Source organism: Caldicellulosiruptoraceae bacterium PP1 (assembly GCA_041320695.1).
GTDB lineage: Bacteria > Bacillota > Thermoanaerobacteria > Caldicellulosiruptorales > Caldicellulosiruptoraceae > JBGGOQ01.
This window is the reverse complement of sequence record JBGGOQ010000002.1, coordinates 36,972-56,396: the sequence shown is the minus strand read 5'-3', so window position 1 is coordinate 56,396 and position 19,425 is coordinate 36,972. Positions and strand designations below refer to the sequence as shown.

Annotated in this window: 14 protein-coding genes and 1 riboswitch; of the genes, 4 read left to right on the top strand and 10 right to left on the bottom strand. The window is 28.9% G+C overall.

Features of this window, described 5'->3' with window-relative positions; translation table 11 throughout:
- Positions 1-99 precede the first annotated feature (99 nt).
- Positions 100-220, bottom strand: a riboswitch (cyclic di-GMP riboswitch).
- Between the two features lie 263 nt (positions 221-483).
- Complete coding sequence (locus tag ACAG39_04045) at positions 484-1,044, top strand: tyrosine-type recombinase/integrase (protein ID MEZ0536409.1); 561 nt, start codon at positions 484-486, stop codon at positions 1,042-1,044.
- A 727-nt stretch (positions 1,045-1,771) separates the two neighbouring features.
- Positions 1,772-3,787: an SPFH domain-containing protein gene (locus ACAG39_04040; GenBank protein ID MEZ0536408.1), complete on the top strand. Its 2,016-nt coding sequence runs from the start codon at positions 1,772-1,774 to the stop codon at positions 3,785-3,787.
- 207 nt (positions 3,788-3,994) lie between these two features.
- On the opposite strand, the gene ACAG39_04035 is transcribed toward ACAG39_04040, so the two are convergent.
- The 3 genes from ACAG39_04035 to ACAG39_04025 all read right to left on the bottom strand — a co-directional run bounded on the left by ACAG39_04035 (position 3,995) and on the right by ACAG39_04025 (position 7,813).
- A complete protein-coding gene (locus tag ACAG39_04035; protein MEZ0536407.1) occupies positions 3,995-5,347 on the bottom strand; it encodes an ATP-binding protein in 1,353 nt (450 codons plus the stop codon).
- Entirely contained in the window at positions 5,344-5,997 is a 654-nt protein-coding gene (locus ACAG39_04030; GenBank protein MEZ0536406.1) for a response regulator transcription factor, read from the bottom strand. Before ACAG39_04030 ends, ACAG39_04035 begins: the two co-directional genes overlap by 4 nt.
- A gap of 274 nt (positions 5,998-6,271) precedes the next feature.
- Positions 6,272-7,813 carry an alpha-amylase family glycosyl hydrolase gene (locus ACAG39_04025; protein ID MEZ0536405.1) on the bottom strand — a complete coding sequence of 514 codons (1,542 nt, stop codon included), beginning with the start codon at positions 7,811-7,813 and terminating at the stop codon, positions 6,272-6,274.
- Between the two features lie 217 nt (positions 7,814-8,030).
- On the opposite strand from ACAG39_04025, the gene ACAG39_04020 reads away from it, so the two are divergent.
- Together ACAG39_04020 and ACAG39_04015 are read left to right on the top strand one after the other, a co-directional pair.
- Positions 8,031-8,804 (top strand): Fic family protein, encoded by a 774-nt coding sequence (locus ACAG39_04020; protein ID MEZ0536404.1) that lies wholly within the window; start codon positions 8,031-8,033, stop codon positions 8,802-8,804.
- A gap of 181 nt (positions 8,805-8,985) precedes the next feature.
- On the top strand, positions 8,986-9,525 hold the full coding sequence (locus ACAG39_04015) for a hypothetical protein (protein MEZ0536403.1): 540 nt from the start codon (positions 8,986-8,988) through the stop codon (positions 9,523-9,525).
- A 476-nt stretch (positions 9,526-10,001) separates the two neighbouring features.
- Here the strand turns inward: ACAG39_04015 and ACAG39_04010 are convergent, their stop codons facing one another.
- The 7 genes from ACAG39_04010 to ACAG39_03980 all read right to left on the bottom strand — a co-directional run bounded on the left by ACAG39_04010 (position 10,002) and on the right by ACAG39_03980 (position 19,415).
- Positions 10,002-11,969 (bottom strand): methyl-accepting chemotaxis protein, encoded by a 1,968-nt coding sequence (locus tag ACAG39_04010; protein MEZ0536402.1) that lies wholly within the window; start codon positions 11,967-11,969, stop codon positions 10,002-10,004.
- Positions 11,953-12,450 carry a chemotaxis protein CheW gene (locus ACAG39_04005; GenBank protein MEZ0536401.1) on the bottom strand — a complete coding sequence of 166 codons (498 nt, stop codon included), beginning with the start codon at positions 12,448-12,450 and terminating at the stop codon, positions 11,953-11,955. The genes ACAG39_04010 and ACAG39_04005 overlap by 17 nt, the downstream gene beginning before the upstream one ends.
- A 14-nt stretch (positions 12,451-12,464) precedes the next feature.
- Positions 12,465-14,381, bottom strand: coding sequence for a chemotaxis protein CheW (locus ACAG39_04000; protein ID MEZ0536400.1), 1,917 nt, complete (start codon positions 14,379-14,381; stop codon positions 12,465-12,467).
- A 32-nt stretch (positions 14,382-14,413) separates the two neighbouring features.
- Positions 14,414-14,770: a response regulator gene (locus tag ACAG39_03995; protein ID MEZ0536399.1), complete on the bottom strand. Its 357-nt coding sequence runs from the start codon at positions 14,768-14,770 to the stop codon at positions 14,414-14,416.
- A gap of 172 nt (positions 14,771-14,942) precedes the next feature.
- A complete protein-coding gene (locus ACAG39_03990) occupies positions 14,943-15,977 on the bottom strand; it encodes a glycoside hydrolase family 5 protein (protein MEZ0536398.1) in 1,035 nt (344 codons plus the stop codon).
- Between the two features lie 99 nt (positions 15,978-16,076).
- Entirely contained in the window at positions 16,077-18,731 is a 2,655-nt protein-coding gene (locus tag ACAG39_03985) for a family 78 glycoside hydrolase catalytic domain (GenBank protein ID MEZ0536397.1), read from the bottom strand.
- A 15-nt stretch (positions 18,732-18,746) separates the two neighbouring features.
- The gene (locus ACAG39_03980) at positions 18,747-19,415 is read right to left on the bottom strand and encodes a class II aldolase/adducin family protein (GenBank protein MEZ0536396.1); all 669 of its coding nucleotides are present in this window, start codon (positions 19,413-19,415) and stop codon (positions 18,747-18,749) included.
- Positions 19,416-19,425 lie beyond the last annotated feature (10 nt).

The window sequence follows — 19,425 nt, the reverse complement described above, 5'->3', positions numbered from 1 at the left end:
CATAATTTTAATAAAATAGGCACAATAACTGCCATTGTGCCTATTAATATGTAAAAACATATACAAAACTATTTATTATTTGTCTAGTATTGCATATGTTTCGGCAGCCTGGCAATCATAGGTAAATTAAGTTTAAAAATAACTCTTAATATACCAATATAAATCCCTTAGACCCATAGCTTTGCGTCCCTATCTTTCGATAGGTTTGCCTTTTTCGACATATAAAGTGTTGTTATTATTTTGGTATGGCATAACAAGGTTAATTATCTTTGTTTTAATAAAACTATGCGAAATAATATTTTTTATCAATATAAGAAATGAAACAAATTATGTATTTTGTTGCTTTTTTATTTTTCGAAATGCCTTATTTGTTCTATATTTATAGGAATACTAAATTATTTCTTCAAATCATTGTTTGTTGTAATATCATAAATCCTTTTATATAATATTTGAATGTAACATTGCATTTAGGAGATGGTTAAAGTGACAGTTGAGCCAATAAGAGACAAAAGTAAAATAAAGCAGATGTACAATTATTTAAATGAAAAAGATCCTAAATATGCTTTGCTTTTAAAATTTGGGCTTAATACTGGATTAAGAATAAGTGATATCTTACCACTAAAAGTTTCTGATATACTAAATGAAAAAGGAGAGTTTTATAATTATCTTATAGTTAAAGAAAAAAAGACGAAAAAAGAAAAGAAAATAAAGCTTAATAATGTTCTTCGTGATGCTATAAAAACATACATAGAAAAACAAAATTTAACTTATGATAGTTATTTATTTTTTAGTCAAAAAGGTGGTCACATTGGTCGCATACAAGCTTATAAAGTTATGAAGGAAGCCTCACAAATTGTTGGTATAGAAAATTTTGGTACTCATAGTTTGAGAAAAACATGGGGGTATTGGACATATAAAATATCTAAATATAACATAGGTTTAATAATGGATACTTTTAATCATAGCTCTCAGAGTATAACTTTAAGATATATTGGAGTAAATCAAGACCAAAAGGATGAAATTTATTCTCTAGTACAATTTTAAGCATACGAACATAAATAATAAATTTTAGAATTTATGTTATAGGTTATTTTTATTTCAAAAATTAATATTAGCAATTTTGATTATCTTTTTATAAAAAAGGGCATTAATTTATAAATTAAAAAATATGTTGAAAAATGATGAAAAATGTGGTATATATGTGTTATTATTTGTCGAAAAATAAAAAAGCAACAAAATACATAATTTGTTGCTTTTTTTCTTGATAATTTTTATTAATTTAAAAATACAATTATAGATTAGTGTTTATTTTACAACCTCAAATGAATATGACTTCAACTTAATGCTCAGTTTCATATCTTTAGTCCATGAAATATATCCTCGCTCTTTTGATAATGACCCCTTAATATTTATTTCCTTTGGTAATGTTAAACTTTGTAATATGTTTTTATCAGTAAAGTTAAATATCATAAGCATATTTTTATCATTATATGTCCTTACAAAAGCAAGTAAATCCTCTGAGGTTTTTGTTAATTTAAAATCTCCTTTTAAAATAGGTAAATTGATTTTTCAATAGCTTGTTTGCATTAATATTATATCAATAATAACAATTCGTCAATTGAATTGCCTACCTTCTCAAAAGGTCTTTTATAAATTCTTCTATATGTATTACACTATTTTATTGATATTAATTTGTATTATTGCTATTATAAATATACATATATATTTTATTGTATAAATAACTATATTAAGGAGAAAGGGGAATGGTATATTGGTTGAAATTTTGATTTTATTAGTTCTTTTTATATTAGCTTTTTATCTGCTCATAAAATTAATAGGTTTTAGAATTATTCCAAATGACAAAGTAGGTATAGTTGAAAAAAAATGGTCTTTTAAAGGCTCACTCAATGAACAAATAATTGCATTACATGGAGAGGCAGGTTTTCAGCCTAATGTTTTAAGAGGTGGTATTCACTTTTTAACACCAATTATGTATAAAGTTCACATTGTTCCGCTTGTTACAATTCCTCAAGGTCAAATTGGTTATGTATTTTCAAGAGACGGAAAACCTCTTGAAGCAACTCAAACTCTAGGTAAAATTATCCCTGAGTGCAATAACTTCCAGGATGTCAGATCTTTCTTAGAAAATGGTGGACAAAAAGGTCCACAAAGAGCAATTCTTCGTGAAGGTACGTATGCTTTTAACCTAGCACAATTCATTGTTTTTACAGAGGATAAAACTTACTTTCTTCCGATGGGTTCAAAAGAGGAAAGAGAAACCATTGAAAATATGGCTCAAATCCTAAAAGCCCGAAATGCTTTTAGGCCAATCATTATTACGGAAGATAAAGTAGGTATTGTTACTGTTCATGATGGTCCTTCACTTCCAAGTAATGATATAATAGCACCAACTGTTGGTAATGATTCATCTGATTTAGAAAATTATCACAACAACTTCCAAGACCCAGAGAAGTTTTTGAAAGCTGGAGGCTTTCGAGGAAGACAGCTTCAAGTTTTAGTTGAAGGCACTTATTTTATAAATAGGTTGTTTGCTACAGTTGAGCTTATTGATAAAACTGTTATTGAAGTAGGATTTGTTGGTGTTGTTGTATCTTATGTAGGACCAAAAGGGCAAGACACGTCAGGTGATGATTACAAACATGGTGAACTTGTAGAAAGCGGCTTTAGAGGTGTCTGGAAAGATCCACTTATGCCTGGTAAATACGCTTTTAATACTTACGCTGGAAAAATCGTTAAAGTACCAACTACTAACATTATTTTAAAATGGATTAGCAACCAAACAGGTACACATAAATATGACGAAAATCTAAAAGAAGTAGGACTTATTACAAAAGATGCTTTTGAACCTTCTTTACCTCTTTCAGTTGTTCTTCATATAGATTACAAAAAAGCTCCTTTAGTTATTCAGCGTTTTGGTGATTTAAAGATGCTGGTTGAACAAACTCTTGACCCCATGGTTTCAGCTTATTTCAAAAATATTGGGCAAAAGAAAACATTAATTGAGCTTATTCAACAACGTGATGAAATACAAAAAATAGCATCACAAGAAATGAAAGATAGGTTTTTCCATTACAACCTTGAACTTGAAGAGGTTTTAATTGGAACTCCTGCCTCTTCACCAAATGACAATAAAATAGATACTATATTAGAGCAGCTAAGAGATAGGCAAATAGCCTTAGAACAAGTGGAAACCTACTCACGTCAGCAAAAAGCAGCCGAAAAAGAAAAAGAACTGCGTGAAGCAGAAGCAAAAGCAGCTCAACAAAAATACCTTACAGAGTCTGAAATAAACATTCAAATTCAAACAAACCGTGGTAAAGCTGATTATCAACAATCAATACAAGAAGCTCAAAAGATTAAGGCTTTAGCAGAAGCAGAGGCAGAAAAAGAAGCTCGAATTGGTATTGGTCGTGCTATTGCAGTAGAAGAACAAGTAAAAGCTTATGGCGGACCACAATATCAAGTTTTGCAGGATGTCTTAAATAAGTTTATGTTGGCTTTAGAAAAAACTGGCGTTGATATTGTTCCAAAAACAGTTGTTACAATGGGAAAAGAGGATATTCAAGGTTTAAATGCTTTCAATATGTTGATTACACTATTGTTAAGCGAAAAACTTGGAATTGAATTTAAAGAAAATAAAGAAACAGATGAAAATATTGAGAAGATAAAAAGAGATATTTTAAATTCAATTATGCTTCAAAAAGATGTTAAAGTAGAAAATGAAGAAGCAAAAAGTGGTATCATCGAAGAACAGGATAACCAATAGAAATCTCCTTACAAAATATTTGGGATACACCTTTGTAGTTGAAATTTCTTTTCAAAAAGGTGTATCCCTGTAACATATTAATCAAAAAAACAAAGTTTATATACATAATAAGGCTTTTTTGCAGTTATTTTTAGTTCTTGTTTTGTTTATTATAAGAATAATCATTTAAAATAAAATTAAAATTTTTTGTGTTAATTATTCATATTATTATTTATGAAAAAAGTTAATTATAAGCTCAGTCCCTTTCCCTAATTGACTAATTACATTAATATTCCCATTATGCATCTTTATTATCTCTTGGGCTATTGGTAGTCCCAGTCCACCAATACCCTTCTTATTATTTGCTCTATAAAATCTTTCAAAAATATATGGTAAATCTTTAGGATCAATACCTTCCCCATCATCTTTTATTGATACCTTAATTTTACCATCTTCTTTATAAATTTTGATGTTAATTTTTCCAGAATCAGTTGTATGGTTAATTGCATTTATTATAATATTGCTAAATGCTCTTTTTAGTAGCTCTTTATCTCCTTTTAATTTGACATCTTCAGATTCTAAAAAAATTTCTCTACTACCTTTTATTTTGCTAAAATCTTTGATAATTTCAGAAAAAAGTGTTTTTAATTCAATATCCTGTTCTTTTATTTGAACAACACCTGATTGAAGCTTTGAAAGTTCTAATATCTCATTTACCAGTCTGTTTAGATGTTCAGATTCCTCAATAATTGAATAAGAATATTCTTTAATACCTTGTTCATCTAACATACCATCATTAATTGCCTCTGCATAACTTTTTATTATACTTAATGGGGTTCTTAATTCATGTGTTATATTAGCAATGAAATCCTTTTTTAATTTATCTGTTGTTAAAAGGTCTTGAGCCATCTGATTAATAGTTTTAGCAAGCTCTCCAATCTCGTCTTTATTTTTTATATGAATTTTTACATTATAGTTCCCATTTGATATAGCTTTTGCAGCATTATTAATCTTAAGTATTGGTTTTGTAAATAAACTGCTTAATATATATGCACCAATAATAGAAATAAGTAATGCTAAGATGAAAAGTATAAATATCTGGTTTTTCACATTTTGAACATCCTTCTGTACATCGCGTATAGGAACATGAATAAATATAGCTCCTTGTATTTTATTATTAATTATTGGTACCCCTAAAGTAACAATGGTGCTTCCTTGAAATGTTTTTTGATCTGTCTGGTACATAGTTTTCCCTGATAGTACATCTGAGATTATTTGATTTTCAATATTCCTTGTCCTTCCAAACATGAATCTACCATAAGATGCTATCAAATTCTGGTTTGAATCATATATTGATACCCTACCATCTATCATGTTTGAAATATTTTGTGCTTCGGATAGATAATCGCTATTATTCTTTATTTTATCTGTTATATTTTTTGCATATTGAATCATTTTATCTTTTTGATTGGATTTAAAAGCATTTGTAATAATATTACCTTGTAATAATAAACTAAATGCCATAAGTAAGAATAATAGAATCATTGTATATATTAATAGCTTAAAGCTAATTTTCTTCATTTTTTCACCTCAAATCTATATCCATACCCTCTAACTGTTTCAATATATTCACGTATTTCCCCTAACTTCTCCCTTAGGTTTTTTATATGTGTATCAACAGTTCTAAGGTCACCAAAATAGTCATAACCCCATACAGCATCAAGAATTTGTTCTCGTGATAAAGCAGTATTTTGTCTTTCATAAAGATAAAGTAAAAGCTCATATTCTTTCTGTGTTAGATTTATCCTGTTGCCTTTTACATAAACTTCTCGAGCAGCTTTATCAATAAACAATAATTCACTTTGTTTATCTTTTTTTGTTCTTTTTAAAATGGCCTTTACTCTTGCAACAATCTCTTTAGGGCTTGCAGGTTTTACAACATAATCGTCAGCCCCTAAATCAAATCCAAATATCTTATCATCTTCTTCCCCACGAGCTGTTAACATAATAACAGGAGTATCATCTTTTTTTCTTATTTCTCTTAAAACACTCCAACCATCTTTTTGAGGTAGCATAACATCAAGGATAACAACTGAGAAGGTTGAAGGTTTAAATTTTTCAATTGCCTCAATTCCATCAGTTGCTTCTTCTACAATAAATCCTTCTTTTTCAAGATATAATTTGATTACCTTTCTGATTTTTTCTTCATCTTCAACTAACAATATTTTCAAAGAAGTTTCCTCCTGCAAAATAGATATTATTAATTTAATTTTAATCCTAAACTATATATCATTCAAATTTTTAATTTTCATATAAATTATACAAATTCTTTATTTATCTATCACAAAACCATTTTATACCAATAATTTGCTTATCACTATTCTTAAAGATTATGTCAGCAATTCATCTTATGACTAAAGTCACGAGTGTTCTTGCCGACTTGCATAAAAATTTAGAGGCTGTCCAAAAAGAAAATATGGCAGCCTCTTGTATAATTTAAACTATTTACTTTACAACCATAAATGAATATGGCTTTAATTTAAAACTTAATTTCTTATCTTTAGTCCATGAAATATATCCTTGCCCTTTTGATAATGACCCTTTAATATTTATTTCTTTTGGTAATGTTAAACTTTGTGATATGTTCTTATCAGTAAAGTTAAATATCATTAGCATATTTTTATCATTATATGTCCTTACAAAAGCAAATAAATTCTCAGATGTTTTTATTAGTTTAAAGTCTCCTTTTAAAATAGGTAAATTACTTTTTCTAAAACTTATCATATCTTTATAAAAATTAAGTAGTGAATTTTTATCCTTTTCTTGTTTTTCAACAGAAACAGTATAAATTCCTGTGTTATAAAGATTGATTTCCCAAGCAGTCTGTCCTTTACCTGTAACATCAAACCATTTAAATGGCTCTCGTATAAACTCATCTGGTTTTTGACCTTTCATACCAATTTCTTCACCATAATAGATAAAAGGATTGCCTGGTAGAGTTAATAATAAAGCTGCTGCTAATTTCATTTTATCTTTATTATTAATTACAGTAAAAACTCTGTTCATATCATGATTTGTCAAAAAAGGAGCATCAACAAAATTTTTGTTTGATTTTTTATAAAACTCATAAATCTGTGGTAAATTTTCTTGCAAACTATAAGAAGATTCATAATTGACACCGTCAACAATATCGCTTGCTAAAGTAAAGTTAAAGCAAGAATCAAATACCTTCATGTAAGATGCTATTCTTTCAGAATTATCCCATACCTCACCTATAAGATATATGTCTTTCTTTATACTTCTACAATAGTCTGTATATTCTTGCCACCATGATAAATTATCCTTTTCTCTACTTGGTGGATACATATGCATTGCAGCATCAAATCTAAATCCATCTACTCCTTTATCCAACCAAAACTTTGCTATTTTTTTCATTTCATTTCTTACATCTTTGTTGTCAAAATTTAAGTCAGGCATCTCAGACCAAAATATTGCATTATAATAACTATCACCCTTTTGATACCATTGCTTAGTCCCAAAAGGAGAAGGCTCACTTAAATTTGTATTTTTATCTGCCCATATATAATAGTTTCTGTATTTACTTTTTACATTTGTTGAAGCATCTACAAACCAAGGATGCTGACTACTTGTATGATTTATTACTAAATCAATAATAACTTTTATACCCATCTTATGAGCCTTATTTAAGAAATTAACAAAATCTTGGTTTGTTCCATATTCGTGATTTATTTTATAGTAATCTGTAACATCATATCCATGATAGCTTGGAGATTCGAATATTGGCATAAGCCATATTCCATTTACACCTAATGATTTTATATAAGAAAGTTTTTCAGATAGTCCATTGATATCCCCAATACCATCACCATTACTGTCGTAAAATGACCTTACAAAAATTTCATAAAAAATCATGCCATCTTGTTTTTGTCTTTCTTGTTGTTGGGCAATTGAAACTATGTTTGTTGATAAGTTCAAGAATAAAGCTGATAAAATAATGATTAAAGTAAGCTTAATATATCTTTTCATCAAATCCTCCCCTTTTAATGCTATCGTTTGCATTAATATTATATCAATAATTGCAGTTTGTCAATTTAATTATACCTTTCTTTAAAAATATATTAGTAATAATTATCCAATAGTTTATATTAAGATTACAATATTAATTACTCTATGAGATAATAGAAATTACAGTATTAATACATTATAATAAATCTTAGATGAAAATAGAAATGAGGGAGCTAAAATAGCTACTTTTAAAAAAATCGATGAACTTTTCAAAGAGTTAAATTCATACAGACCACTTACTGAAACTGAATTACTAAGATTAAGAGAGGAATTTTTAATTAATTTTACTTATAATTCAAACGCAATAGAAGGCAATACATTAACACTTCAAGAAACCGCTCTTGTAATAAAGGAAGGTATTACAATTGATAAAAAACCTCTTAAAGACCATTTAGAAGCTATAGGCCATAAAGAAGCATGGCTTTATGTAGAAGAATTAGTAAAAAAGAAAGTTACTTTATCTGAAAAAATAATAAAAGAAATTCATAGCTTGGTCTTAATGGATAGGAGAGAGGATAGAGGTTTCTACCGTCGTGTTCCTGTAACAATCATGGGTTCTGATTACACACCACCACAACCCTATCTTATACCTTCATTAATGGAGCAACTTATATCAAGATATCATCAAATGTCATCTTTGCATGTTGTGGAACGTGTAGCATTGTTTCATTTAGAATTTGAATCTATACATCCTTTTATTGATGGTAATGGCAGAACTGGACGACTATTATTAAACCTTGAATTAATGAAAGAAGGTTTTCCGCCTATCAATATTAAATATAGTGATCGTAAACGTTACTATGAATGTTTTATAAGTTACCATCAAAAAGATAAAGATCCAACCGATATGATATCACTTGTTAGTCAATATCTTGAGGAAGAACTCAAAAGATATATTGAGATTATAAAAATTGCTAATGAGATTTCAGAAAATAGAATTAAAAATGAATAATGAAAAATTAGTTTTAAAAAAGGCACACCATAATTTAATGATATTATGTGTGTGCCTTTTTTTATCAGATTATAATTCAATTTTTTAACTTCACAAAAACTACACAAATTTCACAAACAACTATCACAAAGCCAATATATACTTAACTCATAAAACAAATTAAATTTTGGAGGGTTTAAAAATGAAAAGAAAAATCGCATTATTAATTACCACTTTAGTATTAGTGGCAAACTTAGCTGTTTTTGCAGCAACCAGCACAAATAACAACACTACTTCTACCACCACAACAAGACTAAACTTAGCAAGAGGTTATGGGGCACAGTTTATGGCATCAGTTGTTTCAAAACTTACCGGGCTTAAAACAGACGAGGTTTTAGATTTAAAAGCACAAGGAAAAACATTTTACGAAATAGCTCTATCGAAAGGTGTTACAGCTGATAAATTTAAAGATACTGTATACCAAGAAAAGTCAGCTTACGTTGACCAAAAAGTTAAAGATGGTGTTATCACAAAAGAACAAGCAGACGCAATAAAAGCTCAGATGAAATCAAGAATTGATAACTGTAACGGTCAAGGTTATACAAATAGGCCACAAAATGGATATGGCATATTTGGCAATGGTGGTGGACAAAACCAAGGTAGAGGAATGGGTAATGGTAGAGGTGCTGCTCAAGGTCGTGGTGCTGGGCAAGGTTATGGTATGAGAGGTTTTTCTAATTAGTTTTAAGAATGTTTAATTAGTTTATTATGGGCTGCCTTTCTTAAAGAAATATATATGAAAGGCAGCAATTCTTTTACATAATCAGTAGTAAGTAGCTTTAAATGTAAGGATTTAAAAGATTTATATTCTAATACAAATGGTGTTGAAATAGGAACAGATTCTGTTAGAATTTTTGTTGCATTTTATAAGGGTATTAAAGTTGATTTAAGTAGCGACATTTATTTGCCATCTTCAGCAAAAGAGATAATATTAGCTAAAGGAACTCCTTCAAACCAACAAAAAATCTATTTAGAAAATCATTCTATAAATCTTGATAAAAATTGATAATACCAATCAACTAATTTAAAATTAAAAGTAGTTTATCTTTATTGCATTTTAAATTTATGAATTCAATATCAATTTTAAAATTACACTTTATTTTAGCTAAAAAAAATGAGGACGAATTATTTATAACTTTCGTCCTCACTTTCATATATTTATTTCTTTACTTTAAATGAAGAAACAATATTTGAAAGAACTTCTGCTTGACTTTGAAGTTCTTCGCTTGAAGCTGCTGCTTCTTGTGCTGCTGCCGAATTGGATTGTGTTACTTGTGCTACTTGTTGTATAGCTTGATTAATTTGAGTTATTGCTGCAGCTTGCTGTTGTGAAGCCATATCAATTTGTCCCATTATGTCAGCCACTTTATTTACTGATTCAACAATATCTCCTAAAGCTTTTGATGTTTCTTCAGCAATTCTTGTTCCCTCTTTCACTTTACCTATTGAATTTTCAATTAAGGTTGTAGTTTCTTTTGCTGCATTAGAGCTACGTTGTGCTAAGTTTCTTACTTCTTCAGCTACAACAGCAAAGCCTTTACCATATTGCCCAGCCCTTGCTGCCTCTACTGCAGCATTTAAAGCTAATATATTTGTCTGGAATGCAATTTCATCTATAACCTTAATTATTTTTGAAATATCATTTGATGAATTATTTATTTCATACATTGCATTTATCATATCTTTCATATGGTTTGAACCTTTTTGCGCATTTTCATTGGCAATTTTAGCAAGATGATTTGCTTCCTTTGCTCTTTGGGCTGTATTATTTGTTCCTTTTGATATTTCCTCAAGTGATGCACTTATTTCTTCAATTGAAGCAGCTTGTTCAGTAGCTCCATTTGCTAAAGACTGACTAGTTGCTGCAACTTGCGTTGCACCAAGATTCACTATATTAGTTGAATTATTTATTTCATTTATAATTTCATTTAATGCATTGATAATAAGCGTAAGTGATTGTTCTATTTTAATAAATTCTCCTTTAAATTTAATATTAATACTAACATTAAGGTTTTTATCAGCAATACTATCAAGAACATTAGATATTTCGGAAATATATAACTTCAAAGAGTCTACCATATTATTTGTGGCATCTTTTAATATTGACAAATCGCCTTTATAGTTCCCAGATATTTTTTTGTCGAGATTTCCGTTTGCTAATTCTCCCAATACAAATGAAACCTCTTTAATTGGTTCAATAACAGTATCTAATGTATTATTTATTCCATTGATTATATCCTTAAAGCTTCCTTCAAATAGATTTGCATCAACTCGCTTTGATAAATTACCATCTTCGGTAGCTTGAGTAAGTTTAGATAATTCATTAATTAATCTATTAATTGTTTCAGCCATATTCTTGAAAGCATTTGACAGTACACCTATTTCATCTTTGGTGTTAACATCAATATTGATATTTGTTTCTCCTTTTGATATCTTATTTGCTACTTCAACTAATTTTGTTAGTGGTTTTGATAAGCCACCTGCAATAAGTATACAAATTATTATTGATAAAATGACAATAACTAAAATTGCAATAACAAAACCAATAGTTTGATTTTTTATTTGTTTGGATATTTCTTTTATTATTTTATTGCCTGTTTGTATTTTGTTATTTGCTAAGTTTTCAAACTTTTTGTCTGTTTCAGAGGCAATAGTTTTTACTCTGTTGTCATACATAATTGTTTTTGCTTTTTTAAAATCTTTGTTAATTGTAATGGCATTAATTATTTCATCTTTCACTTGATTATATTGTTCAATTTGTTGAATTAAGCTCTCAAATTGTTGCTCATCGTCAGAACCTTTAGCAATTGTATTTTTAAATAGATTTAAATTTTTATTCATTTCTTCATTATATAAATTTATATCAGAAATAATAGTATTTACGGAATTTAAATCTTCTAATAATACCAAATCTCTTAATTTTACTCTTATTCTAACAAAATTGTATGCAGCATTATTTATATAACCAGTAGATATACCATATTCTTTATAATTTAATGCGTGTTTATTATCAATATTAAAAATTGTACTTATTGTTACAATCCCTATAATTACTATAAATAAATTTAATACGGCAAATGTAATAAAAAGTCTAACTGCTACTTTCAGATTATTGAACCACTTCATTTTGCATCTCCTCCAGTTCATTATTTACTAATTTTTCGCAATCGACTATTAGCTTTACATTATCGCCTACTTTACCAATAAACTTAATAAATTTGCTATGTGCTAAATTTCCATATTGATGTGGTTGAATTATATCCTGTGGTGGTATAGTTAATACCTCAGACACAGTATCAACAATAAGGCCTACAAAGATATCTTTAATATTAATAACAATAATACATGTTCTATCATTATATTCAATTGCTTGTTTGTTAAATCTCAAACGAACATCAATAACAGGTATAATCTTGCCTCGCAAGTTTATAACACCTTTTATATACAAAGAAACATCAGGTATTGGTGTAATTGGCTGAAGGCTAATAATTTCTGATACAAATCTTATCTCAATTCCAAATGTTTCATTATCAAGACAAAAAGTCAGGTACTTATCTTTTTGGGTATCTTCAATATTTTCTATGTTGCCTTCATTCATATCAAACATATAATCACCCCGATTTATATAAGTTTTGATATATCAAGAATTAAACTTACAGTTCCATCTCCAAGAATACTTAGTCCCATAAGTCTATTTACATTGTGCAAGTATTTAGGTAGTGGTTTTACTACTATTTGTTGTTCACCAATTAATCTATCAACAAAAATCGCAATGTTTTTATCATCATTTTGAACCATAATCACTATACCTTGGTCAATTTCTTCAACAGCATTAGTTATAGAAAAAAGCTTATTTATTCTAACAAGCGGATAAACATTTCCTCTTATGTAAACAAACTCATTTCCATCTGGGTCAATTATCAAATTATCTTTTGTTAGCCTAAAGCATTCAACAACAAAAGAGGTAGGTATTGTAAATGTTGTATTACCTACATTTACCGCCATACAGTTAAGTATCGCTAAAGTAAGAGGTATCTTTAAAATGAATGTTGTTCCTTTATCCTTTTCGCTTTCTATGGTAATTGAACCATTAATCTTTTCTAAATCTTTCAAAACAATATCCATACCAACTCCACGTCCAGAAAACTCACTTACCTCATCTTTGGTTGTAAAACCAGGTTTGAATATAAAAGAATAAATTTCTTTTTCGGTAAGCTCTTGCTTTTGGTCTTTTATTAAACCTAACGATATAGCCTTTTTTAAAATTTTTTCTTTATCTAACCCCCTTCCGTCATCTTTCACAAATATATAAACATTGTTACCTATAGTTTTGGCTTCTAAAGTAATTTTACCTGTTTCATTTTTTCCTTTTTGTATTCTTTGATCTGGCGTTTCTATACCATGATCAACTGCATTTCTAATAAGGTGTATCAATGGATCTGATATATTTTCTATAACATTTTTATCAACTTCAGTTTCTTCTCCAATAATTTCTAAAGTTACTTTTTTATTTAATTTTCTACTCATATCTCTAACAATTCTTTGCATTTGTTGAAAAATATATGATAGTGAAACCATTCTAATAGACATGACAGTATCTTGCAGCTCATTGGTTATCTTTTTTAATTGATTTATTGCTTTTTGAAAATTTCTATTATCAAGTCTTTGAACATCTTCATTTTGTATAACCATTGCTTCTGTTGTTACAAGCTCACCAACTAAATCCAAAAGTTTATCAAGCTTGTGTACACTTACACTTATAAAGTTTTGTTTAAATGAATTATAAGAGTAATATTTTTGACTTTTTTCTTGCATTATTTGAATATTTATGTTTTTTATAAATAAATTGCTATTAATAATATCATAAATTTCTTTCTCATTTTTATTTGTTGTAAAAATAAGTTCAAATCCATTTTTCTTTATTTCTGCAGCAGTATTGTTATTTTCTAAAATATCTGATGGTTTATATAATTTTATGTTAAATAAATCCTTTATATTATTGAGTAAAGTAAAGGCTCTAATATTTTCCATGCCACAATCATCTACAAAATAAATAATAGCCCTATATGTAAGACAGTTTTCATCATCGGCATTATCTTTTTTTATACCTGTTTTATCCGAGCTTTCTCTTGGGGTGCTTTTTAATTTTTCAAAGGAATTGTTAATTTTTTCTATTAATGATTGATTTAATTTTTGTTCATTACATTGCTGAATAGAGATTATCTCTGCTCTAAAGTAATCAATTGCTTCAAGAACAATATCTGAAATTTCCGAACAATCATAGTCAATACAATTACTTTCTCTTAGTAAAGAAAATAAACTCTCTAAAAGATGTGCAGTCTCTGAAATACTTTTAATTGACATCATGGCTGAAGAGCCTTTTATTGTATGCATTATTCTAAAAATATTATCTATATCATCTTTGCTAAATTGTCTTTTATCTTCATTTGATATTAATATAAGTTCAAGCTCTGTAAGAAGCTCATTTGTTTCTGAAATAAAAAGTTCAAACATTGGGTCAGAAATACCAAAAGTCATACTCTGTCCCCCTTTTAAACATTTATAGACATCTAATTGATTTTATTCAATGCCATAATTAAATGTTCTTCTTTATAAGGCTTTACTATAAAATTTATTGCTCCACTCAATATTGCATCTTTCACAAACGATTCTTGTCCCATTGCTGAAACAACAATTATCTTAGCTTTTGAGTCACCTTTTTTTATTTCTTTTATGGCATCAATACCATTCATATTTGGCATTGTTATATCCATAAGAACAATATCAGGTTTTAATTCAAAATACTTTAATACCCCAGTATTACCATCATTTGCCTCTCCGACTACTTCAAAACCATTTTTCTCTAAAAGTTGCCTCAATGATGCTCTAATAAATGCTGCATCATCAACAATTAAAATTCTTTTCATAAAAAAAGACCCCTCCCAATTATTTATAATTTATAAAAAGCCTTTTTAAATATTTATACCCATTTTAAACTTTATGTTAACCAATTAATACTCTTTTTTTGTATTAATTTGTTATAAAAAAGAAAAGACGATTAAGCTACAAAAAGTAACAAAATCGTCTTTAAAATCATTATTATTTATTACTTACAATTTTGATTAACTCTTCTGAAACAACTTTGCTGTCTTTATCAACCAATGCAAAATTCATTGATTTATATGACCAACAAGCCCTACCTATTTTAAGTTCTTTTAGTAGCTCTACAATATCTTTATGCCAATTTATTCTACTTTGTAAAGGTGCATGGTCAATTGCTCCATATTCACCACAGTATAAAGGTTTGTTTGTACTTTTCATAAATTCAACAGCCGGTTCAAGATGTTTTTTAAGTAGGTTTATATCCATAATCTGATTCTCAATTTCTTTTAGATGAGCATATTTTGGATATTTTTCAGCAAACTCTTTTATACCAACATATCTACCTGGATAATGTTGCTCTTGATTAAGAAGTCTTGTCATTTCTGTCCAACTAGCCTTTTGGTGTGTAAACAAAAATGGCTCATAGAAGTGGAAGTTATATATTATTTTGTCATCATCTAATATATTGATATTTTTAAGCTCGTATACAGAGTTATAATTATTTCCACCAATAATAATATATCTATCTTTGTCAATCTCTCTTATAGCCTCAACAGTCTTTTGTGCTAATTTATTCCACCTATCACTATTAGAATCAACTACCTCATTTAATAACTCAAAAATAACATTATCTCTTTCATTTATATACCTTTTAGCAATAAATTGCCATAGCTTAATAAACCTATCTTGCATTCTTTCATCTGAAAATAAAGTATTGCTTTCTAAAGTTCCAAAACTATATCCAGGAGCTTTGTGCATATCAAGAACAATATTAAGCCCATATTCTTTGCACCAACTAATACAGTTATCAATATACAAAAAGCCTTCTTCTTTATATTCATAAGGTTTTTCATCATCTTCAACAACAGGATAATCAAATGGTATCCTTACATGGTCCATTCCCCATGATGCAATTTGCTCAATATCTTTTTTTGTAATAAAGCTTTTAAAATGTTCATGTTCTAACTTGCTATACTGTGAAATCCAACCACCCAAATTAACACCAGCTTGATAAATCTCCATTATACCCATAACATTACCTCCTTTTTTATTTTACAAAAATAGCCTCTTTATTATTGATATTTTAGCACAATTTTTGTGCATTATCAAATGAATAAAGAGGCATATTTTTTAATCTATAGTGTATTCAAAATAATACTTACCTGACCCAATATTAAATCTTACACCATTATTTTCTTGGAAGATTTCACTGCCAAAGAAATCTTTTAAAAGTATTTTTTCCTCATTGTATAAAGTATCTATTTTAGCTAAAGGTAAAAATACTTCTGCAGATGTATTTGCCGGTATTTCAATGAAAAATTTTATACTGTGGTCTAAGACTTCCCAATTTACTTTAACTATTCCATATAGAGATTTGTAAGAAGATTTTATATACGAAAAATACTTAAAGCTGTTTTTAGGATTAATTTTAATATGCTTAAATGCCGGTTTTATATCATCATAATTAATTCCAGCTAAAACCTTATACATCCAGTCACCAATAGATCCATAAGCATAATGATTAAAGGAGTTCATATCTGCACTCCAGAATGAACCATCTGGTTTTATTCCATCCCAATGTTCCCAAATTGTTGTAGCTCCTTTTGTAATTGGATAAAGCCATGATGGGTAACTTTCTTGCAATAGAAGTTTAACTGCTGTTTCATGATATCCATATTCGCTAAGTACGTGGCAAATATATGGTGTCCCAACAAATCCGGTAGTCAAGTGGTAATCATTTTCGACAATCATATCATTTAATGTTTTAGCAATCCTTGGTTTTATCTTATCATCAACTAAATCAAACATAAGGGCAAGAACATGGGCTGTTTGCGTTGGAGCTGCAAGTCTTCCATTTGGTGTAACAAATTCTTTGTTAAATTCATTTACTATATTGTTTAACAGTTTATTATATTCCCTGACCTCATTTACCTTCCCTAATATTAATGCAGCATCTCTAACTATCTTAGTAGAATAAGCATAAAAAGCTGTTGCTATATAATCTTTTGGAGTAGCTCCTATATAGCTCCCTTCCTTTGCATCAAGCCCTAACCAATCTCCATAATGAAAACCTGTATTCCATAGGTATTCATTATCGCCTTGATTTCTTATATATTCAACCCAAGCTTTCATACTTTCATATTGTTCTTCAAGTAGTCTTTTATCTCCATAATAAAGATATATTGTCCAAGGACAAATTGTTGCCGCATCTCCCCATGCTGCAGAAGAATGTGCCCTTTCTTCGAGCACATTAGGAATAACATACGGAATCCCACCATTTGCAAGTTGATCAGCTTTTAAATCATGAAGCCACTTAGTAAAGAATGAAGCAGTATTCATATTAAAGCATGCAGTATTAATAAATACTTGGCAGTCACCTGCCCATCCAAGCCTTTCATCCCTCTGTGGACAATCAGTTGGGACATCTAAAAAGTTACCTTTCTGGCCCCATTTTATATTATGTTGAAGTTTATTTATATAGTCATTAGAACATTCAAAATACCCTGTTTCCTCCATATCTGAATGTAGAACTATTCCTGTAAAGTTTTCTAAATTAATTTCTCCTGGATATTCTTCTAACAATATGTATCTAAATCCTTGGAAAGTAAAATGAGGTTCAAATACTTCATAATCTTCTCCTTTTAGAATATATTCTATGGTTTGTTTTGCACTTCGTAAATTAGTGGTGTAAAAATTACCTTCTTTGTCTAAAACCTCAGCATGTTTAATAATAACCTTATCCCCTTTATTACCAGTAGCTTTAAATCTAACCCATCCAACCATGTTCTGACCAAAATCAATAACTCTTTCTCCTTTCGGAGTTATAATAAACTCAACAGGTTTTATCTCTTCAATCTTTCTAACAAAAGCACCTTCATGTGCAATAATATGATTTTTAGGATAATTATACAACTTAGCACATTCCCATGTACTATCATTATAATGTACTTTATCCCAACCTATAAGTTCAAGATTTGCATCATACCTTTCACCATGGTATATTTCTGAAAGTAGAATAGGACCAAATGAATACTTCCATGTATTATCAGAGGTAATTATATCTTCTGTGCCATCTTGATATTCAATATGCATTTGAAAGAGTAGTGCTAATCTATCTCCATAAAAATTCCTTTGCCCACCAAAACCAATATTACCTTTGTACCAGCCTGGCCCTAAAATAACTCCTATTGCATTTTCCTCATTTATAAGCTCAGTTACATCATATGTCTGATATTGCACCCTTTTCTTGTAACTTGTCCATCCTGGAGTAAAATAATAATCACCACACCTTTTACCATTTAGATAAAGTTCATATAATCCGCATGAAGTTATATAAACCCTTGCATTTCTGACTTTCTTAGATGTTTTAAATTCCTTTCTAAAGTATGGACATGATTCTACATTTATATGGCTTTCATCTACTGTAATCCATTCAGCAATCCATGCACTGTTATCTAAAAGCCCTGTTTCAAAAAAACTTATATTGCTCCATTCTGATTGGTTTTGGTTATTATCCCATACCTTTACTTTATAATAGTATCTTGTTCTTGGTTGTAATTCTTTGCCTTTATATTCGACATGTATTGACTCATCTGAGTATACTTTAGATGAGTCCCAAACAATATCATTAAAGTTCATATCTCTTGATACAATAATATGATAAGCAGTTTGTAAGCAATTTAGTTTATCTGATTCAATTTGCCAGAAAAACCTTGGATTTTTTGTATCAATACCAATAGGGTTCTTTTTATATTCACATTTTAAATTACATACTTTTATACTCATATCTCTCACCCCATTTTATTTCTTATAAATTCCAGGATATTTACCTTTTATGTTAAAGCTTTTTCTTAATTCAATTAACTTGTCTATATTCTCTTGGGAAATCTCTTGAGGCTTACCAATACTTTCAGAAAGATAAAGAACTTGTGCATAAAACTCCATTGATTCCATTTTAAAATATGCCTTTTCTAAGTTTTCTCCTACTGTCAAAGCCCCATGGTTTTCAAGCAAAAAAGCATCAAATTCATGAAGATACTTTGAAAGTTTTTCTGGTATCTCTTTTGTTGAAGGTGTTCCATATTCTACAACAGGAACATAGCCAAGGAATAAAATTGCCTCAGGCATTATAGGCTTTGTAAGTGGTTTACCTAATACAGCAAATGTTGTTGCATAGGGTGGATGTGCATGAACTACTGAGTTTACATCTTCTCTTTCTCTGTATACCTGCAAATGCATTTTTAATTCTGATGTTGGTTTTAGTTCACCTTCAATTAAATTGCCTTGCATATCTGTAATAATCAACATCTCAGGTTTCATAAATCCCTTGCTAACACCTGTTGGGGTAGACAAAACCTCATTTTCAGATATTCTTATGGAAATATTACCATCATTTGCAGCAACAAAGCCTTTGTTGTATATTCTTTTACCAATATCACAAATTTGCTCTCTTAGTTCTATATACTTCATGTAAATTTTA